Raw genomic sequence first — 18702 nt, forward strand, 5'->3', positions numbered from 1 at the left:
TGCAACTGGATTTTTCGGCCATGGTCCCATGGTTGTAAACGGCGAGAATTCGTGTTATAATCCATACCATGAAAGTTTCTGTATTTTTTTCCATTCTATCCTGCAAACTGGCCCGGTTCGCCATTCGGCTCCTGGGCCGGGGCGGCACGGACTTTCCCGGCCGCGTTGCACTGAAGCTGTGTCCCCATCTGCTGGGCACGCTGGCAAAGGACGTGACGACCATTCTCGTCACGGGCACCAACGGCAAGACCACTACCTCCCGTATGATTGAACAGGCCTTGACCGATTCTGGAATTTCTTTCTTTGCCAACAAGTCCGGCGCCAACCTTCTCAGCGGCGTCACTGCGGAATTTGCCATGCACTCGTCCCTGACGGGCAAGTGCCGGTACCCCTATGCCCTCATTGAGGCTGACGAGGCGGCTTTCAAGGCCATCAGCCGCTATGTGGATGCCAAGGTGGTGGTGGTGACCAATGTGTTCCGAGATCAGCTGGACCGCTACGGCGAGGTGACCCACACTCTGGACAATATCCGCATCGGTATCGGAAACAGCAAAAACGCCACCTTGTGTTTTAACGCCGACGACTCTCTTTCCCGGTCCCTGGCCGACGAAGTGGACAACCCTGTGTTGTTCTACGGTGTGGATGTTCCCATTTATAAGGAGCGGGTGGCGGAGCTGTCCGACGCCCCCTACTGCATCCGCTGCAAGCATGAATATGTCTATGATTATGTGACTTATGGCCATTTGGGCGGTTATCGTTGCCCAGCTTGCGGCTACAGCCGTCCAAAGACCGATGTTTCCGTGACGGAGGTTCGTTCTACCGACACAGAGAAGTCGGAGGTGGTCATGACCGCCGACGGCAAGACCTACGATACCACAGTCAATCTTCCCGGCGGCTACAACATCTATAACGCCTGCGCCACGATGGCCTGTGGCAAGGCGCTGGGCCTGGATTTGGAAACCGTCTCCAAGTCCTTGTCGTCCTTTGCCTGTGGTTTCGGCCGGATGGAGAAGTTTGACATTGAGGGCCGCAGCCTGCGAATGATTCTGATTAAAAACCCCGCCGGCTGTAATCAGGTGCTGAATTTCCTGACCAACACAACTGAGCCGTCTCTGTTTGTGGTCTGCCTCAATGACCGGGCCCAGGACGGAAAGGACGTCAGCTGGATTTGGGATGTGGACTTTGAACGGGTTGTGAATATGGGTGACAAGCTCAGCGGCCTCATTGTCTCCGGCGTTCGGGCCGACGACATGGCCATCCGCTTCAAGTACGCCGGTCTGCCCCTGGAGAAACTCCAGGTCATCAAGGACTACGATCAACTGATTCAAACGTGTATCGCACAGGACAAGCCTGTCTATATCATGCCCACCTATACGGCCATGCTGGGTCTGCGGGAACGCATCAGCAAGACGTACGGGTTCAAGGATTTCTGGGAATAAGGGAGGACGCCATGGAACTGAAAATCTGTCATCTCTATCCTGACGTTCTCAACCTCTACGGAGACCGGGGCAACGTCATCTGCATGGAGCACCGTCTTCACTGGCGAGGTATCGATGTGGTCACAACAGGCGTATCCATCGGTGAGCCTTTACACGCTGCCGACTATGACCTGTTTTTCATCGGCGGCGGCCAGGATTTTGAGCAGGAGGTCCTGCTGGGCGATCTGGGCGGCGGCAAGGCCGACGAGATCAAGGCGGCGATTGCCGATGGTAAATCCTTTTTGGCCATCTGCGGCGGCTATCAAATGCTGGGGGCTTACTATAAAACATGGGATGGTGTCCAGTGCGATTTTATCGGCGCGTTGGATTTGTACACCATTGGCTCCAAGGAGCGCATGATTGGAAATTATATGTTTACCTGCGAGGAGCTGAACGGCCAGACCGTGGTAGGATTTGAAAACCACTCGGGCAAGACGTATCTGGGCAGCGGCGTACGGCCCATGGGGAAAATCCTGGTCGGCCACGGCAACAACGGTGAAGACGGGGGAGAGGGCGCCCGGTACAACAATGTATTTGCCACCTATTCCCATGGCTGTCTGCTGCCGAAAAATCCGGTGCTGTGCGACCATATCTTGACCACGGCTCTGGCATATAAATACGGTACAGTGCAGTTGGAGCCACTGGATGATACGTTGGAGCAGACTGCCCATCTCTATATGAAAAACCGACTGCAAGCAGCAAAGTAGCAACAGAATGTCGGCGGAGCGCGGAGGCGTTCCGCCGTTTTCATAAGAAGGAGGGAGCTGTTTGACAGAGACAGCGAGGCAGGCCATCTCTGTGGTGGCCGAAGTGAAGAAGGTCATTGTCGGCAAAGATGCCATTCTGGCCAAGGTCCTTATGGCAATTTTGGCCGGAGGCCATATCCTGCTGGAGGATATCCCCGGCGTGGGTAAAACCACCATGGCCCTGGGATTTTCCCGGGCGCTTGGCTTGGAATATGGCCGGGTACAGTTTACGCCTGATGTGATGCCGTCGGATTTGACGGGCTTTTCCATGGTCAACCGGGCTACAGGCCAGCTGGAGTACCAGCCCGGTGCGCTGCTGTGCAATCTGTTTCTGGCCGATGAACTGAACCGTGCCACCAGCCGCACCCAGTCGGCGCTGCTGGAAGCCATGGAGGAAGGACGGGTGACGGTGGATGGTGTGACCCACGAAATTCCCAAGCCCTTTGTGGTCATCGCCACACAGAACCCCGTGGGCGCGTCCGGCACACAGCTGCTGCCGGATTCCCAGCTGGACCGGTTCATGGTGCGGCTGTCTATCGGCTATCCGACACCAGACGACGAGGTGGAAATGCTGCGGCGCAAGCAGCAGGGTGCGTCCCTGGAAACGGTGCGGCAGGTTCTAAGTCATGAGGAACTGCTGCGTCTGCGGCAAATGGTGGAACAGGTTCATTTGTCGGATCAGGTGTTGGAGTATCTGGTGGCGTTGGTGGGGGCTACGCGGAACCATCCGGCCATTCTCCAGGGCGGCAGCCCCCGGGCGACACTGTCCCTGGCGGCCATCAGCCGGGCCTACGCCTTTTTGCAGGGCCGGGATTATGTGGTGCCGGAGGATGTACAGAGATTGCTCCTGGATACGCTGGCCCACCGGATGATTCCGGTTACCGGAGGACAGGAGTCCAGTGCAACGGCACTAAGAGAGGTACTGCACACGGTTCCAATGCCCCGACTGGGACAGAAGCCATGACAGCCCGTATGCGGATTCTGTACCTGGCGGTGCTGGCAGCCTTTTTCTGGCTGTTCCTCTATGTGGACAGCTGGCTGGCAGCCTATGGACTGTTGATCGTTCTGATTATGCCGGTGCTCTCTCTGGTAGTCAGTCTGCCGGCCATGCTGGGCTGTCGGGTCCATGTAGAGGGATACAAAGGACAGTGCTGCCGGGGCGAGGAAAACCAATGGAGAATCACCGTGTACAATACGGCCCGGCTTCCGTTGCCGCGGGTGAAGGTCCGATTGACGCTGCACCAGACTTTGACGGGCGTTACCATGGGAAAAACCATACGGTATCACCGCCTCCCGGCAACATTGAAAGACCGACTGCCCATGGATACCATCCACTGCGGCATTTGGGAAGCAAGCGTGCGCTGGGTACGTGTGTATGATGCCCTGGGGCTCATTGCCATCCGGCGGCAGGTGATTGTGACGGCCCAGGCGGCGGTGCTGCCCAGGTCTGTGGAGCCGGAACCCTTGCCACAGACGGCTCAAAGCCAGGGACAGACTACGGCCCAGCGGCCCCGGCGGGGCGGCGGTATGGGTGAGGAATACGAATTGCGAACTTATCAGCCCGGTGACCCGGTGCGGATGATCCACTGGAAGCTGTCGTCTAAAAGTGAGGAATTGATTCTGCGGGAGGTGCTGGAGCACCCGGAGGCGATGCCGGTGCTGACCTTCGACCATCTGGGACCGCTGGATTTGTTGGATGGGGTATTGGATCGGCTGTGGTCTTTGAGTCATGCCCTGTTGGAGCAGCAGAAAGCCCATGAGATCCAATGGGTGCATCCGGAGAACGGCCAACCGTTCCGGTTTATCCTGCGGGGTCAGGGCGATTTGCGCCGCTGCTTCGGCGTGCTGTTGTCCCAGCCTGCACCATTGGAGGGCCACCGATTCCCTAAGGGGCTGCGGCAGACCGCAGACTGGTATTATTACCATTTGGAGCCGGTGGGGGAGGATGAGCCATGAGACAGGTCGATAAGCGGGCGGTACTCAGTGAAATGGCACTGGATTTACTGCTGCTGATGCTGATTCAGGGGGGATTTCTCTGGTCTTTGCGGTGTGTCTATGGGCTGAACCTGTCTGTGCAATCTTTCTTACTGCGGGCGGTACTGCCTGCGGTGGCTGTTCCTTGGATTTTGGTGCGGCTGCCGAAACGACGGTTCTTTCTTCTGAGTGCTGCGGTTCTGCTGGCGCTGACGGGGTGGTATTGGCATGCCATATGGCTGTCCGGCGGATGCCAGTTGTTACAGCAGGCATTGACCGCCCTGGCGGTGCCGGTGGAGGTAGAGTCCCAGTGGTTGACCGGTTCGGCCCGGGACGTTTTATGGACGATCACATACTTTGCGCTGTTGCTGTCGATGACACTGGGTATGACGGTACTGCTGATTCGCTCAGCAGCATTGACGTGGGCGCTGACGGGGCCATGGTTGGTTCCGGCGGTGGTTTTTGAACGGGAACTGTCCTGGGTGGGGTTGCTGGCTTTGACCCTTGGCGGCTGTTTGCTGCTGCTGACGGGCCGAAGCCATCGATTTGACCGGGCAGGTAGTGTCCGTCAGGCCTGGGTGGCCCTGCCGCCGCTGCTGGTGGCGCTGGGTCTGGTGACGGCTCTGCTGCCCCGACAGGAGTACCAGCGCCCTCAGTGGACTGAGGGACTGCGGGCAGAACTGGAAGCAGCCAGCAGTGGCTTGATGCAGGAAGGAATCCTCGGCAATCTGGGCGCAGCGCTGCCGGGAGGTGACCAGGTCAGCGTCAGCCTGTCCAGCGCCGGGCCTCGCACCTTTCGGGAGAATGTGGTGCTGGAGGTGGAGAGCGACTACCACGGCACGGTTTATCTGCGGGGGACTTCGGCGGCGGTGTACACGGGGCAGGAATGGGCGGATCTGCCGGAACAGGTCTATGAAAACGGCTTGGGCGACGACGGCCAGTCCAATTCGGTCCAGGGTTTTGCACCGGTGAATTTTCCGGCTCTGGCCTCTGGCAGCAGCCGGTACTATGAACTGACCATCACCTATCCAAGGTCCCTGTCCGGATGGATGTTTACACCGTATCAGCTGCTGAGCCGTCCGGATGAAATCATGGATGTCAGCTTTGTCAATGATACGCATTTGCAGAGGGATTTTGGCATCCGTACTAAAAATGTGTATTTTATCCCGCCGGAGGAAATTCAGGTGTTGAGCCGAAATACGCAGTGGGAAGCGGCGGTAGCGGAGGCAGAATATCGGCAGTTTGTCTATGAAAATTATCTCGATGTACCGGATGGATTTGGGGAGACGTATCGGCGGTTTATGGAGGCATATTCCGATTTGGTCGGGTCGGGAAATGATCATAAAATTGACAGTGTTATAATAATTGACAGTGTCATATCCGGAAGTGCCTATGAGAATAGAAATCAAATGATTAGTGGCGAAGAACCGTTTGCGGTGTTGCATGCTAAGGTGATTGCCAACATGTTGGCGATGATGACAGAGTATAATCTGAACACGCCGCTAACGCCGGAGGGCGAGGACTTTGTGGATTATTTCCTCAATGAAAGCCACCAGGGCTACTGCGTCCACTACGCCAGCGCCGGTACGTTGATGTTGCGATATAGCGGCATCCCAGCCCGATATGTGACGGGTTATTTGACTAAAATCCCGGCTTCTGGCAAGGTGGAAGTTCTGGATTCCGATGCCCACGCCTGGGTGGAGATTTACCTGGACGGCTACGGCTGGTATCCGGTGGAAATGACGCCACCCTCGGAGATTGGCTTGGCGCCGGGCGAGGGCATTGGAGAGACAGCACCGGAACCGGAGGAACCGACGGAACCGGATGTGTTGGATGAGGAACCGGAAGCGACGGAAGAGACACCGGAGCAGTCCATCCAGCAGCCAAAGCCGGAGACGGCTGACACACCAGAGCAACCTACCGAAGAGCCAACAGAGGAAAGTGGAGATGCTTGGGTTCCGCCACCCTGGGTGTTCTGGACGATGGGAGCGCTGCTGGTAGTGGCACTATTCCCAATCCACAGCTGGTACTGTACCCGGCGACGGGAACGGCAGTTCTACGACAGCGACTACAGCGGGGCGGTGATAGCTATGTATCGTCATCTGGAGCAGCTGCAATCTTGGGGAACCGACCCTACCACCTTGCAATCCCTGGCCCAAAAGGCACAATACAGCCGCCAGGGCATCACAGAGGAAGAACGGCGGCAGGCCGCCTTGCTCTGGCTGCGAGAACGGGAAAAACTGAACCAGCTGCCCAAGCTGCGACGCTTCTGGCTTCGGTGGATTGTGGGCATCCTATAAGCGTGAAAAATCACACGGGAAGCAGTAAGACTTCCCGTGTGATCATTTTTTATGCAAAAGGGGATTCCAACAATGTGACCTGCCGATTGGTGGCGTTCAGCCGTACTGGACAGCCAATGGGCATGGTCAGCATGGGATGGGTATGACAGCAATCGAACTCGGCCAGAATGGGAATCTTCGGCGCCCCCAATACCTCCAGAAGAATTTCATAGGGCTGTCTGCCGGTGCCGTTGTCATCGAATTTCTCGTGCTTTCCCAGCAGAATGCCGCCGACCCGGTCAAGAACACCAGACAGCTTCAGTAGAGAGAAAGAACGTTCAATGGTACAGGCGTCCTTCAAAGAATCCTCCAGCAGCAGGATATCACCCAGTTGAATTTCCGGCATATAGTCGGTGCCGAAAAAGCCCTCCATGGTGTTGAGGTTGCCGCCGATCAACCGGCCTTCAGCCACGCCGGGATGGATGCAGCGCCAGTCGTTGGGCTGCTGTTCCTTGGCGCGGTTCTGGGTGCTCCAGTCAAGAAATTCGTCGGTCCAGAACGGCGGGATGGTAAAGGTACGGGGATATGAGAGCTTGCCGCTGACCATTTCATAAAAAGCGGTAAAGGTCTCGTCCACAAAAGGCGGCAGTTCGCCGAAGGACGAGGCCACTGCCGGGCCGTAAAAGGTCACCAATCCTGTTTTGGCATAAATGGCCAGCAGCAACGCCGTCACATCGGAATATCCAATGATGATTTTTGGATGGGCCTTTAAATAGTCATAGTCGATGTAAGGCAGTATGGAATTGGTGTTGTTGCCGCCGATGGAAGCCATCAGAATGGAGATATCCTCCCGGTATAACAGCTGATTGAACTCTTCTGCCCGCTCCTGAATGGAGCCCGAACGGTAAAAATCCTGTTTCTGGTATTGCTGCCCATGAACCACGGTGAATCCTTTGGACTCCAGATAGGTTACGCCACGATCATATCGGACCGGCACAGTGGCGGAGATAGGGGAGGAGGAGGAAAAGACGCCAATGGTACAGGGTATGGAAATTTTGTGGGCTTTCATGGGGGCTGTCTCGCTTTCCACAGGGATTTCTCAGACGGAAGACTTGGGTGAGGAATTGAGGATGGGGGAGATGACGGGCTTTCCGTCCCGGTTCAGCAGCGGCGTCAGGCCACCGGCATTGCCGGAAGCGTGGAAAACATAGTTGACGCCGGTTTCCCGGTCTACCCAGATTTCTGTGGTGTTTAGCGCACCCTGAGAATACACCTTTTCAAATCGTTCGCTTTTGGACACTACAATCCCTCCAAACGTGTAACGAAGCACTTGCCAGTTATACCACAGGTGACGATGTGATGCAGGCCGAGCTGCTGTAACGCTCTATGCCACACCAGTTGGGGAGAAGGGTTTCCAACGTTACAGTTTCCCGGGATGCATAATCTACCAAAATCTCCATGTCCTTGTTCCGCCGGTCCAGCTGCATCAGAAATTCCCGGCAGGCACCGCAGGGCATACCGCTGCCGCCGCCGTAAGGGGGCCGGTCCCGAAAGGCAATCAGTCGCTTAATTCTGGTCTGCCCAATGTTCAGGTACATATTGAGCGCCGCAGCCCGTTCGGCACACAAATCCAGTACCCCACAGCAGCTTTCCATGCAAAAACCTGTAAAAATTTCCCCGTTCTCGCTTTCCAATGCACACACAACATGATGGGCATATATAAAAGGGGAGACCTCTCTGGGGCCGTACTGCTCATTCGCTTTTTGATAGAGCTGCTCCCATATGTCCATTTTAGCTCCTCCTTGATGGGACAACTGCTATTGCATGGATCATAACACAGGCGGTATTGCCCTACCGCAGATCAAGATACATCAGTATGCAATCGGCATATTGATTTCCGATCTTAAAAAAAGCGGGCGAAGTGCCGATGGAACAAAATCCATATTTTTCATACAGATGGATGGCTCGCGCATTGTCACTGCGTACCTCCAGGTTCAGAAGCTCGATGCCGTGGGACTTGGCATAGGCAATTACTTGCTCCAGCAGTTGACTGGCGATACCGCGGCTCCAGTATGCTTTTATCACAGAAATACCTAGTTCTGCCCGATGGTACATCCGGCGGGGAAGGGGCTGCAGGCTTGCGGTTCCTACCAGATGGGGGCCGTCCCAGGCACAGAGAAACACTCCGTGGTCGCTTGCCTGTTGTTCCTGGAGAAAGACGCGCTCCTGCTCTACGGTAAAGGGCAACCCTTCGCTGCCAAAGGTCAGATTGTCTGTTTCACCACCGGCCTGCTTCAGACAGGCCAAAACAGCTTCCGCGTCTTCAGGCAGCGCTTCACGAATTATAAATTGATCCATACAAACACTCCATAACTGTATTGCGATTAGGCCATAACAATCTACAATTTTATGGCGGTTCCTTAATGGTCTTGTCCAGGCGCCATTGGGGAGCGGCGCCGTCTTCGCCCCAATATTCATCCATAGCGGCAATTCGGCCATCTTTCAGCTGCATAAAGCAAACAACATGATGAGATTCCGCAGGCTCCATAGAATAAATACGGGTTACAGAAATCAAGAGATTGTCCAGCTGTTCGATGCGTTCCAATTCTGCATACCACGTTCCGGGATACTCGCAGTTAGCACGGAGAAATTCTTCCACCGTGAATTGCTCATTGGTGTTATGCCATCGGATGATGGCATCTATATGGAAAAAAGTGCGCATACGGGCAGCATCCTGGGTGGCAGTTGCTGCCCAATACTGTTGGATATCCATAATTTATACCTTTATACCTATACCTGGCTATATGGATTGGGCTGTTTGCCAGGTTTCTTTTTACAGTGTCATAGTGTCGTAGAAATCGGGACAGACTTCCCGAATTTTGGCTTGTAGACCCTTCAAATCCCGGAACGTGTCGGGCCGCTTGGTCACATCCCGCAGCAGGGCGGAGGGATGGTACAGAGCCATCATCCAGATACCGCCCTTTTGGAACCATTTTCCATGGTCCCGCGTAATGCGAAGCTGCTCATCAATGAGACGTGTGGCGGCAATTCGCCCCAGGCAGACCAGAATACGCGGTTTCAGCAGCAGCGTTTGCTTCCGTAAATAACCGATACAGGCCTGCTGCTCCGTCTCCAATGGATCGCGGTTTCGAGGCGGACGGCATTTGACAATATTGGTAATGTAACAGTTGCGGCGGCTGAGATCAATAATGGAGAGCATATCATCCAGGAGCTTTCCCGCCGGACCTACAAAAGGCTCGCCCTGTAAATCCTCCTGCTGGCCGGGGCCTTCTCCCACAAACAAAATCGGCGTCTCCTCCGGCCCTACGCCGAAGACCACATGGTTCCGGGTTTCACTGAGGTTACACTGGCGGCAATTCAGACACGTCTGCCGCAGCTGGTCCATGGTCATTCTCACTCACTCCCAACGGTTGTCTCGATTTCCCGGGAACTCAATGATTTCCTGCTGGCGGCGGCGTCTGGCCATCTGCTGGCGGCGACGTTTACGGTGTCTGGCCCGCTGGATATTATTGATGATCAGGTACAGGATAAAGAGCAGGACTACACCGCCGATGACCGACAAGAGCGGATGTTCTGTCAAAAAATTACTGGTTTTACTGACTTGCGCGGCCAGTTCCGAACGGGGCGTATCGGTGATGGCAACCAGATTGGCCGTACCCAGTTCCCGTCCCTGATAGCTGACGGTCATGGTGCCCAGCTTCTGTCCCTTGGTGATGGGGGCCTCTACACCGTTGGGACTATCCAGATACAGCCTCTTCTCCAGCTGTGTCACATCATAGTCCTTTGGCATCACAGCGGTGATGGTTTGATCGGCAGCCAGAACTGCGGCATCGACTCCGGCGGAGTGAAACACGGGAATCTCCGTGACCGGTGTAGCCTCTTGTATCGTGTCAAAGGAGAAGTTTTCAAAGCCGTATTCAAAAAGTGCTTTTGTCTCGGTGAAATTTTCATTGATGATGGAGCCATCCTCTGCGGTCACGTCTTCGGCGCCGCAGACCACCGACAGAAGATGCAGGTCCGAGTCAGGACGCTGGGCGGTGGAGATCAGACAGCGGCCGGCAGGGGTGGTGAAGCCGGTTTTGATACCCGAGGCATACTCATAGTAATATTGAGTGCCGGGCGTCTCCAAAAGATTGGTGGTGAACAATTCCCGCTCCTCAGAGAGGTTGGTTGCCGGTACCGTGTGGGTCACTGTGGAGGTGATGGTCAGAAATGTCTGACTTTTCATGGCCTCCCGCACAATGATGCTCAGGTCTCGGGCGGTGGTGTAGTGGTTTTCATCGTGGAGACCGTGAGGATTGGCAAAATGGGTGCCCGTGCAGCCCAGAGCCTTGGCCTCTTCGTTCATCATGTCCACAAAGGCATCTACGGAGCCGGCGATATATTCGGCGGCCACATTGCAAGCCTCATTGGCCGAGGAAAGCATAATGCAGTACAATAATTCCTCTACCGTCAGCTGCTCACCGACTTTCAGACCGGCGGTGCTGCCGGCGGCGTCCAAATTTTGCAAAGCCGTTTCCGATACGGTGACCGTATCGGTGAGAGTGCCGTGCTCCAGCGTCAGCAAACAGGTCATGACTTTGGTCAAACTGGCGGGATACACTTGCTGGTCTGCGTTCTGTTCCACCAGTGCCTGACCGCTGCTCAATTCCAGCAGCAGGGCGGCTTTGGCTTTGACGGTATGGGAAGGTACACCGGTATTGACGACGGTGGTACCTGCTGTAGTATCTGCGGTAGCAACAGAGGCGGTGGCTTCCGTCTCTGTTGTGGTGCCGTCATTGGTGGCGGAAACAGGATACATGCAGGAGCACGCGATCAGAACACTCAGAAACAGGGAAAGAATTTTTTTCTTTTTCATGATTCACTCCATAAAAAACAGGTGGGGACATTGCGTACAAGCCGAAAACTGTGCTATAATCCAATAGAAATGATTATACCAAATTTTTTGATGATGTCAATGTGGGGGGATTGCCGTGCGTCCGTGGAAACCGGAATACTGGATTCTGGCGCTGTTGCTGGCAGGCGGATTGTTCACCAGCGGATATTTTGTAGGACGGACCACAGCTACGCCCGATGGTACGGCGGCGGTCATTGTCCAGACCCAACCCCAGCCGGAAGCGGAACAGTTGGAGGAGACCACGGAGCTGCCGGAGCAGGAGACCCCTGTGGAAGAAGCGGAACCGTCTACCAGAGGGCCGGTGAATCTCAACACAGCTACGCTGGAGGAACTTATGGAATTGCCGGGCATTGGAGAGACATTGGCCCAGCGGATTCTCGATTACCGGGAGAGCAACGGCCCCTTCGCTCTGCCGGAGGACTTGATGGAGGTCAGCGGCATCGGAGAAAAGAAGCTGGAGGCGCTGGACGGCCTCATCTGTGTGAAATAGGAGCAAGGATGCAATGAAAATATTGGTAGTGGACGACGAGCAGTTGCTGGTCAAGGGAATCAAGTTTAATTTGGAAAACGACGGTTATGAAGTAGTTACCGCCTATGACGGCGAAGAGGCCGTGAAAATTGCCCGGGAGCAGTCTGTGGATTTAATTATACTTGATTTGATGATGCCCAGACTGGACGGACTGGGAGCTTGTCAGAAAATCCGGGAGTTTTCCAACGTGCCTATCATCATGCTGACGGCCAAGGCCGACGATATGGATAAGCTGATGGGCTTTGAACAGGGCGCCGATGACTATTTGACGAAACCGTTCAACATTCTGGAGTTGAAGGCACGGGTCCGCGCGCTGCTGCGGCGGGCCGGTCCCCAGCAGGTGGAGCAGCGTCCCAATCGGCTGACTCATGGGCATATTACAGTGGACGTCGACGGCCGCAATGCGTATAAGGGTGATGTGCTGGTGGACTTGACCGCCAAGGAGTTCGACCTGATTGAGCTGCTCATGCGAAATCCCAATCGGGTTTACTCCCGGGAATCCCTTCTGGATACCATCTGGGGATATGAGTACCGCAGCGATATCCGCACAGTGGACGTCCATATCCGACGCCTGAGAGAAAAATTGGAAAACAATCCGGCTTCGCCGGAATATATCCTGACCAAATGGGGAGTGGGCTACTATTTCAAAGCTTAAACGACGGCTGCTGCTTCTGCGCAGCAGCTCGCAGATCCGCTATGCCCTGACATACGTGCTGATTACAGCTGTGGTGCTGGTGTTTCTCAACGTCTATTCTGCCAGCACCACCCGGGACATGATGTTCCGCAGCAAAGAGGTATCTCTCCAGGGTAAGGTGCAGCTGGTGGTATCGTCGCTGGCCGGTTTGGAGCGGCTCAGTGGTGACAATGTGGCTCAGGTTATTGCGCTACTGGGTGATCTGGACGCCAACCGGGTTACGGTGACCGACGCCACCGGCAAAGCGGTGTACGACTCGCTGACCAAGGACAATGCCACGGGCCGCATGATTCTCTTTTCCGAGGTGGTGACGGCGTTACAGGGTAACGTGGTGTTTTATTGCATCTATGACGGCGCAGCGTTGGAAAGCCGGGCCTGTATGCCCATCTACAATGGCAGCGATCAGCTGATCGGCTCAGTTTATCTCATGGAGTACGATACGGATTTGGGCGCTGTCATCGCGGCGCTGGAACTGAACCTCGTGCGGATTTCCCTGGTGCTGGGGTCGGCAATCGTGCTGTTTTCCATTCTGTTTGCCCTGATTTTCTCCCGGCGAATGCGGCTGATTTTGGATTCCATCCAGCTGCTGCGGGAAGGGGAATACACCCACCGGATTGCCCTGTGGGGCCACGATGAAGTGGGCGTATTGGCCGAAGAGTTCAATAAGCTGACGGAACGTCTGCGGACCTCTGAGGCTACCCGCCAGCAATTTGTCTCCGACGCTTCCCACGAGTTGAAAACGCCGTTGGCATCGATCAAACTCCTGTCGGATTCGATTCTGCAAAACGAGATGGACATGGATACGGTGCGGGAATTTGTAGGTGATATCGGCAATGAGGCCGACCGCCTGACCCGGATTGCGCAGAAACTCCTGGAACTGAATCGACTGGAGGATGCGCCAAAAGAGGACTTTATGGTTATGGAACCGGGGCCGGTGGTGGAGAAAGCGGTACGGCTTCTGACCCCCCTGGCGCAGCTGCGGCAAATTCGGCTGGAAACGAAACTGGACCCGGGGTGCACAGTGGTTACTCGGGGAGACGATATCTATCAGATGGCATTCAATCTGGTGGAAAACGCCATTAAATACAACGTGGACGGCGGATATTTGGGCGTGTTTCTACAGCGGGAAGGAGAGGATGTGGTACTGGTTGTGGAGGATGGCGGCATCGGCATCCCAGAGGAATCGCTGCCCTATGTGTTTGACCGGTTCTATCGGGTGGATAAGGCCCGCTCCCGTCAGGCTGGCGGCAGTGGACTGGGACTGTCTATCGTCCATGATCTGGTGGAACGAAACTATGGTACCGTGACGGTAGAGCGGAGGGAAGAAGGCGGTACGCGATTCACGCTGACATTTCCGTTTTTTGGTATGGAGGAAGAGACATGAAACGGGTAATCCTGTGGATGTTGCTGGTGTGTGGCGGTTTGCTGACGGCTTGCTCCAATGACCCAATCGATCCGGGAACTTGGGACCTCTCCTGCTATTACCTCCAGTCGGAGCGCTCCTTTGGACAGAATGAGGGCGTTCTGGGCAGTGAAATCCGGTCACTGTCCCAACCGTTGGGAGACTGGAAAGAGATTCTCAACGGATATCTGGCCGGGCCGGACCGGGCAGACCTGGTTTCTCCGTTCCCAGAGGGACTGCAATGCGTAGAAATTTCTCTGGATGATGGTGTCCTGACGATGGTACTCAACGAGCCGTGGGATCAGCTGGGGGGCATGTCGGAGACATTGGCTGCCGCCTGTCTGACCCGGACGGCCATGCAGCTGCCGGAGCTCAAGGGGGTCTGTCTGGAGACGGCATCAGACGCCGCCATCGGAGAAAGTGCGGCGGTGCTGACTGGACAGGAGTTTCTCTATCTCGACAGCAGTACAGTCAATACAGCCACAACGGTGCGGCTCTACTTTGCGGATGCCAACGGCCGCTATCTGGTCTCGGCGGAACGGGAGGAAATCTTCGCGTCAGCGGGGGAGATTCCGACCTATGTGGTACAGCAGCTGTTGGCCGGCCCTGCGGAGGCGGGGCAGGTGGCCACGATGCCGGAGGGTACGGTTCTGCGCAAGCTCTCTGTGGAGGATGGCTGCTGCACCGTGGATTTGTCGGCTGAATTTTTATACAATAAGCCCACGGCGGGTTTGATGGAACGGATGACCGTATTATCTCTGGTCAATTCGCTGACGGAGCTGGATACCATCCGCACGGTGCGGATACTGGTGGAAGGGGAGCCTGTGGGATTGTACTACACCATGGATCTGGATCGAGAGCTGGTCCGGGACGAAACGGCTATGGACGTGGTACGTCAGGGCTTGAATGAGACGGACGCGACCCTCTATGTCTGGGGCGGCAGCGATATTTTGCTGTCGCCGGTACCGGTATCGGTGCGGCAGCTGGCCCAGATTCCCATAGAACAGACGCTTTTGGAGAAATTGACTGCATTTTCCGATCGAAACGGTCTGAAAAACTCGCTGCCGTCTGGGACAACCCTCCAATGGGTCGATGTGCGCGACGGATTTTGTCAGGCGGATTTTTCCAGTGCACTGTTAAATTGCGCAGGGGATGGCACGGCGGAACGAATGGCCATTCGTTCCATTGTGGAAACGCTGCTGTCTCTGGACCCGGTACGGCAGGTGAAGATCACGGTCAACGGAGAAAGCGCCGGTTTTTCCGTCTATAGCTTAAACCGGCTTTACACGGCGGACAATCTGCCATAAGGGGCGGATATGGAATGGACTGGAAAAACAGCGCAGTTCTTTTAGTGAAATCAATCAAAAAAGATTGACAATTTTTCATATATTCGCTATCATACAAATAGCTGGTATGCGAGACACACGCCAAACTTTGAGGGAGTGACACCAAAATGTACATGCAGCAGTCTATCGTAAAATGTGAATCCGGTCTGCACAACAAGCAGGCGACCTATTTCATCCAGAAGGCTAACGAGTTCAAGTCCAGCATCTGGGTTGAGGTGGAGGAACGCCGTATCAACGCCAAGAGCCTGTTGGGTGTTCTTTCCATGGGGATTACCAAGGGCACCCGCGTGAATCTGATTGCCGAGGGCCCCGATGAGCAGGAGGCTGTTACTGCCCTCTCTGAGATGCTCGTGAAGGAAATTTTCTGATTCACATCGTCGGATGGCTGTCTCGATGACCGCGTGATCGCTCCGCGGCGCGAGACAGCCATTTTCATTTTACGGTTTGGAGGGACTATGACCAAGGAAGAATTGCGGGACAAAGCACTGTCGCTGCCCTATGAACCGGGCGTCTATCTCATGTCCGACCGGCAGGGTCAGATCATCTATGTGGGCAAGGCCAAGCGGCTGAAAAATCGTGTCTCCCAGTATTTTCAGGATTCCGCGTCCCACACGCCCAAAACGCGGCTGATGGTGTCGCATATTCACTCCTTTGAGACCATTGTGGCCCGGTCGGAGTTTGAGGCTCTGGTGCTGGAGTGTTCCCTCATCAAACGGCACATGCCCAAGTACAACATCCTTTTGAAGGATGACAAGGGGTATCCATATATTCGCATTGACTTGCGGGAGCCGTACCCAACCATGAAAATTGTCAGCCGGGTGGAGAACGACGGAGCCGAATATTTTGGCCCCTTCGGCGGTCGTGGCGTGACCCAAAGCGTGCTGGACACCATCCGTCTTACCTGGAAGCTACCGGGCTGTCACAAGCAGTTCCCGCGGGATATTGGTAAGGACCGGCCGTGTCTCAACTTTCATATGAACGTCTGCGATGGATGGTGCCAGCCCCGGCAGACCGGGGAGCAATACCGGGCCGCCATGGATCAGGTGGTCAAGACGCTGCGGGGACAATATCAGGATGTGGCGGCAGATATCCGGGAGAAAATGCTGGCCGCTTCCGACAGCCTGCAATTTGAGCAGGCGGCAGCCCTGCGAGATCGGCTGCGCTCTCTGGAAGCGTTGAGCCAGAAACAGCTGGTGACGGCAGGCACCATGGCCCATACCGACGTGGTGGGCTTCTATCAGAGTGAGGCCAAGGCTTGCTTTGCCGTGCTGCACTATGTAGGCGGCAGCCTGTTGGATAAAGACTATCAGATCTTGCCGCCGGCTGACAGTCCTGAAGAGGCGGTATCCAGCCTGGTCAAACAGTATTATCTTTCCCGACAGGGCATCGTCAAAGAAATTTTACTGCCCTTTGCCATGGAAGACGCGGAGTTATTTGAACAGCTGTTGCGGGAAGAGTTTGGCCGTCGAGTCCATCTGCGGGTGCCGCAGCGGGGAGACAACGTCCGGCTGGTGGAATTGGCCAACAAAAACGCCAGGGAGGAAGCTGAACGGGTGACATCCCGGGAGGAACGGGTCCAGGGCGCGCTGGGTATGCTTTGCTCCATGCTGAACATGGACAAGTTGGAGCGCATTGAAGCCTACGATATCTCCAACCTGGCTGGATCGGACATTGTGGCTTCCATGACGGTATTTCAGGACGGCAAACCGCTGAAAAGGGATTATAAGCATTTCAAGTTGCAGGAACTGGATGACCAGAATGATTATGAATCCATGCGGCAGATTATCGAGCGCCGGTTTCGCCGTCTGCTCCAAGGCGATGAGGGATTTTCCGAAAAGCCGGACGCTTTGTTTATTGACGGCGGTGCAGTCCATGCCGGTGTGGTGGAACGGCAGCTGGCCGACATGGGCTTGAGGATTCCAGTCTTCGGCATGGTCAAGGACAATCGCCATCGGACCCGCGCATTAACCCGGTCCGACGGCAGCGAAATCGGCATTGCCGGGCAGCCGCCGGTGTTTGCGCTGGTGGGCCGCATCCAGGAGGAGACCCACCGATTTGCCATCACCTACAACCAGACGCTCCGCAGCCGCCGCATGCGGGGTTCGGAGTTGGACGCTATCGAGGGCATCGGACCCAAACGGCGGGAGCAGCTGCTGCGACGATTCAAATCCATGAAGCGTATCCGGGAAGCCACTCGGGAACAGCTGCTAGAGGTGCTGCCCCAGGGGGCGGCAGAGGCGGTCTATGCCCATTACCATCCCCATACAGAGGAGGAAACACCATGAGAGTCATTACGGGAACCGCTCGAGGCGTCCGGCTCAAGACCCCCGACGGGCTACAGACCCGTCCCACGGCCGACCGGGTCAAAGAGGCGGTATTCAGTATCATTCAGTTTGAAATTGAGGGCCGCCGGGTTCTGGACCTGTTTGCCGGCACAGGCCAGCTGGGGATTGAAGCATTGAGCCGTGGAGCGGAACATGCCGTCTTTGTGGATGCCCGACGAGAGGCCGTGGCGCTGATACGGGAGAATTTAAAGCGCACCCGTCTCAGCGACCGGGCGGAGACGGTCCAGGGGGATTATCTGGACTACTTGAGCCGGTGCCGTCAGACGTTTGACATGATTTTTCTGGACCCGCCTTATGCCGAGGTGTTTCTGGAGACAGCACTACAGAAAATATCGGAAATTGACATTTTATCAGACGGTGGTATAATAATCTGCGAGAGACCGGTGGAAAAACCCCACCCCGGTCAGTTTCCGGGCCTTTCGTCCGGTAAGGATTACCGCTACGGAAAGACACTGGTCACGCTGTACCGCAAGGACAGCCATAGGGAGGAACCATGACAACAGCCATTTACCCCGGCAGCTTCGACCCCATTACCAAAGGGCATCTGAATATCATCCAGCGGGCCGCCAAGATTTTTGACCGCCTCATCGTCTGTGTAATGGTCAACGTGGATAAGCGGCCCATGTTCACCTTGGAGGAGCGGGTGGATATGATCCGCCGTGTGACGCAGGGCCTGGACAATGTGACCGTAGACAGCTCCTCGGCGCTGCTGGCGGAGTATGCCCAGCAGAACAACGTCAACGTGGTAGTCAAGGGCTTGCGGGCTGCGACAGATTTTGAGAAAGAGTTTCAGATGGCGCTCATCAACCACAAGATGAATCCCAATCTGGACAGCATGTTCTTAACGTCGGAACACCAGTTTATGTACTTGAGCTCCAGTGTGGTCAAGGAGCTGGGCAGTCACGGCGCCGATCTCAGCGACTTTTTGCCGGAGGAGATCATTCCTGACTGCGTAAAACGAATGAATCAAACTGTTTGAGGAGAAATGTAG

20 protein-coding genes are annotated in these 18702 nt (G+C 55.5%); 13 read left to right on the forward strand and 7 right to left on the reverse strand.

Going from position 1 to position 18702, the window contains the following annotated elements:
- Positions 1-68 precede the first annotated feature (68 nt).
- From ACTQ33_RS08010 to ACTQ33_RS08030, 5 genes are all read left to right on the forward strand, one after another.
- Positions 69-1439: a MurT ligase domain-containing protein gene (locus ACTQ33_RS08010; RefSeq protein WP_441463708.1), complete on the forward strand. Its 1371-nt coding sequence runs from the start codon at positions 69-71 to the stop codon at positions 1437-1439.
- An 11-nt stretch (positions 1440-1450) separates the two neighbouring features.
- Complete coding sequence (locus ACTQ33_RS08015; RefSeq protein WP_441463710.1) at positions 1451-2185, forward strand: type 1 glutamine amidotransferase; 735 nt, start codon at positions 1451-1453, stop codon at positions 2183-2185.
- Positions 2186-2246: 61 nt separating this feature from the next.
- On the forward strand, positions 2247-3188 hold the full coding sequence (locus tag ACTQ33_RS08020) for an AAA family ATPase (protein ID WP_441463712.1): 942 nt from the start codon (positions 2247-2249) through the stop codon (positions 3186-3188).
- Positions 3189-3196: 8 nt separating this feature from the next.
- Complete coding sequence (locus ACTQ33_RS08025) at positions 3197-4180, forward strand: hypothetical protein (RefSeq protein WP_441463714.1); 984 nt, start codon at positions 3197-3199, stop codon at positions 4178-4180.
- Complete coding sequence (locus tag ACTQ33_RS08030; RefSeq protein ID WP_441463716.1) at positions 4177-6498, forward strand: transglutaminase-like domain-containing protein; 2322 nt, start codon at positions 4177-4179, stop codon at positions 6496-6498. Before ACTQ33_RS08025 ends, ACTQ33_RS08030 begins: the two co-directional genes overlap by 4 nt.
- A 49-nt stretch (positions 6499-6547) precedes the next feature.
- Here the strand turns inward: ACTQ33_RS08030 and ACTQ33_RS08035 are convergent, their stop codons facing one another.
- The 7 genes from ACTQ33_RS08035 to ACTQ33_RS08065 all read right to left on the reverse strand — a co-directional run bounded on the left by ACTQ33_RS08035 (position 6548) and on the right by ACTQ33_RS08065 (position 11356).
- Entirely contained in the window at positions 6548-7546 is a 999-nt protein-coding gene (locus tag ACTQ33_RS08035; protein ID WP_441463718.1) for a S66 family peptidase, read from the reverse strand.
- A gap of 30 nt (positions 7547-7576) precedes the next feature.
- Positions 7577-7777 carry a DUF6440 family protein gene (locus ACTQ33_RS08040; protein ID WP_441463720.1) on the reverse strand — a complete coding sequence of 67 codons (201 nt, stop codon included), beginning with the start codon at positions 7775-7777 and terminating at the stop codon, positions 7577-7579.
- A gap of 37 nt (positions 7778-7814) precedes the next feature.
- Positions 7815-8267 (reverse strand): cytidine deaminase family protein, encoded by a 453-nt coding sequence (locus ACTQ33_RS08045; protein ID WP_441463722.1) that lies wholly within the window; start codon positions 8265-8267, stop codon positions 7815-7817.
- A 61-nt stretch (positions 8268-8328) separates the two neighbouring features.
- A complete protein-coding gene (locus tag ACTQ33_RS08050) occupies positions 8329-8835 on the reverse strand; it encodes a GNAT family N-acetyltransferase (protein WP_441463724.1) in 507 nt (168 codons plus the stop codon).
- Positions 8836-8884: 49 nt separating this feature from the next.
- Positions 8885-9250: a nuclear transport factor 2 family protein gene (locus tag ACTQ33_RS08055; RefSeq protein ID WP_441463726.1), complete on the reverse strand. Its 366-nt coding sequence runs from the start codon at positions 9248-9250 to the stop codon at positions 8885-8887.
- 60 nt (positions 9251-9310) lie between these two features.
- Complete coding sequence (locus ACTQ33_RS08060) at positions 9311-9889, reverse strand: uracil-DNA glycosylase (protein ID WP_441463728.1); 579 nt, start codon at positions 9887-9889, stop codon at positions 9311-9313.
- Between the two features lie 6 nt (positions 9890-9895).
- The gene (locus ACTQ33_RS08065; RefSeq protein WP_441463730.1) at positions 9896-11356 is read right to left on the reverse strand and encodes a D-alanyl-D-alanine carboxypeptidase family protein; all 1461 of its coding nucleotides are present in this window, start codon (positions 11354-11356) and stop codon (positions 9896-9898) included.
- A gap of 115 nt (positions 11357-11471) precedes the next feature.
- Here ACTQ33_RS08065 and ACTQ33_RS08070 point away from each other — a divergent pair, with 115 nt between their 5' ends.
- The 8 genes from ACTQ33_RS08070 (at position 11472) to coaD (ending at position 18690) form a co-directional block, all read left to right on the forward strand.
- Positions 11472-11885, forward strand: a complete 414-nt coding sequence (locus ACTQ33_RS08070; protein WP_441463732.1) for a ComEA family DNA-binding protein — start codon at positions 11472-11474, stop codon at positions 11883-11885.
- Between the two features lie 13 nt (positions 11886-11898).
- Positions 11899-12579 (forward strand): response regulator transcription factor, encoded by a 681-nt coding sequence (locus ACTQ33_RS08075; RefSeq protein ID WP_441463734.1) that lies wholly within the window; start codon positions 11899-11901, stop codon positions 12577-12579.
- Between the two features lie 55 nt (positions 12580-12634).
- A complete protein-coding gene (locus tag ACTQ33_RS08080; protein WP_441463736.1) occupies positions 12635-14002 on the forward strand; it encodes a sensor histidine kinase in 1368 nt (455 codons plus the stop codon).
- Entirely contained in the window at positions 13999-15327 is a 1329-nt protein-coding gene (locus ACTQ33_RS08085; RefSeq protein WP_441463738.1) for a GerMN domain-containing protein, read from the forward strand. Before ACTQ33_RS08080 ends, ACTQ33_RS08085 begins: the two co-directional genes overlap by 4 nt.
- A gap of 146 nt (positions 15328-15473) precedes the next feature.
- Positions 15474-15734 (forward strand): HPr family phosphocarrier protein, encoded by a 261-nt coding sequence (locus ACTQ33_RS08090; protein ID WP_441463740.1) that lies wholly within the window; start codon positions 15474-15476, stop codon positions 15732-15734.
- Between the two features lie 87 nt (positions 15735-15821).
- A complete protein-coding gene (uvrC, locus tag ACTQ33_RS08095; RefSeq protein ID WP_441463741.1) occupies positions 15822-17651 on the forward strand; it encodes an excinuclease ABC subunit UvrC in 1830 nt (609 codons plus the stop codon).
- Complete coding sequence (rsmD, locus tag ACTQ33_RS08100) at positions 17648-18208, forward strand: 16S rRNA (guanine(966)-N(2))-methyltransferase RsmD (protein WP_441463742.1); 561 nt, start codon at positions 17648-17650, stop codon at positions 18206-18208. The genes uvrC and rsmD overlap by 4 nt, the downstream gene beginning before the upstream one ends.
- Complete coding sequence (coaD, locus tag ACTQ33_RS08105; protein ID WP_441463744.1) at positions 18205-18690, forward strand: pantetheine-phosphate adenylyltransferase; 486 nt, start codon at positions 18205-18207, stop codon at positions 18688-18690. Before rsmD ends, coaD begins: the two co-directional genes overlap by 4 nt.
- The last annotated feature ends 12 nt before the right edge of the window (positions 18691-18702 follow it).

The sequence above is a fragment of the Candidatus Avoscillospira sp. LCP25S3_F1 genome (genome assembly GCF_052117125.1).
In the GTDB taxonomy this organism is placed as follows: Bacteria; Bacillota; Clostridia; order Oscillospirales; family Oscillospiraceae; genus Avoscillospira_A.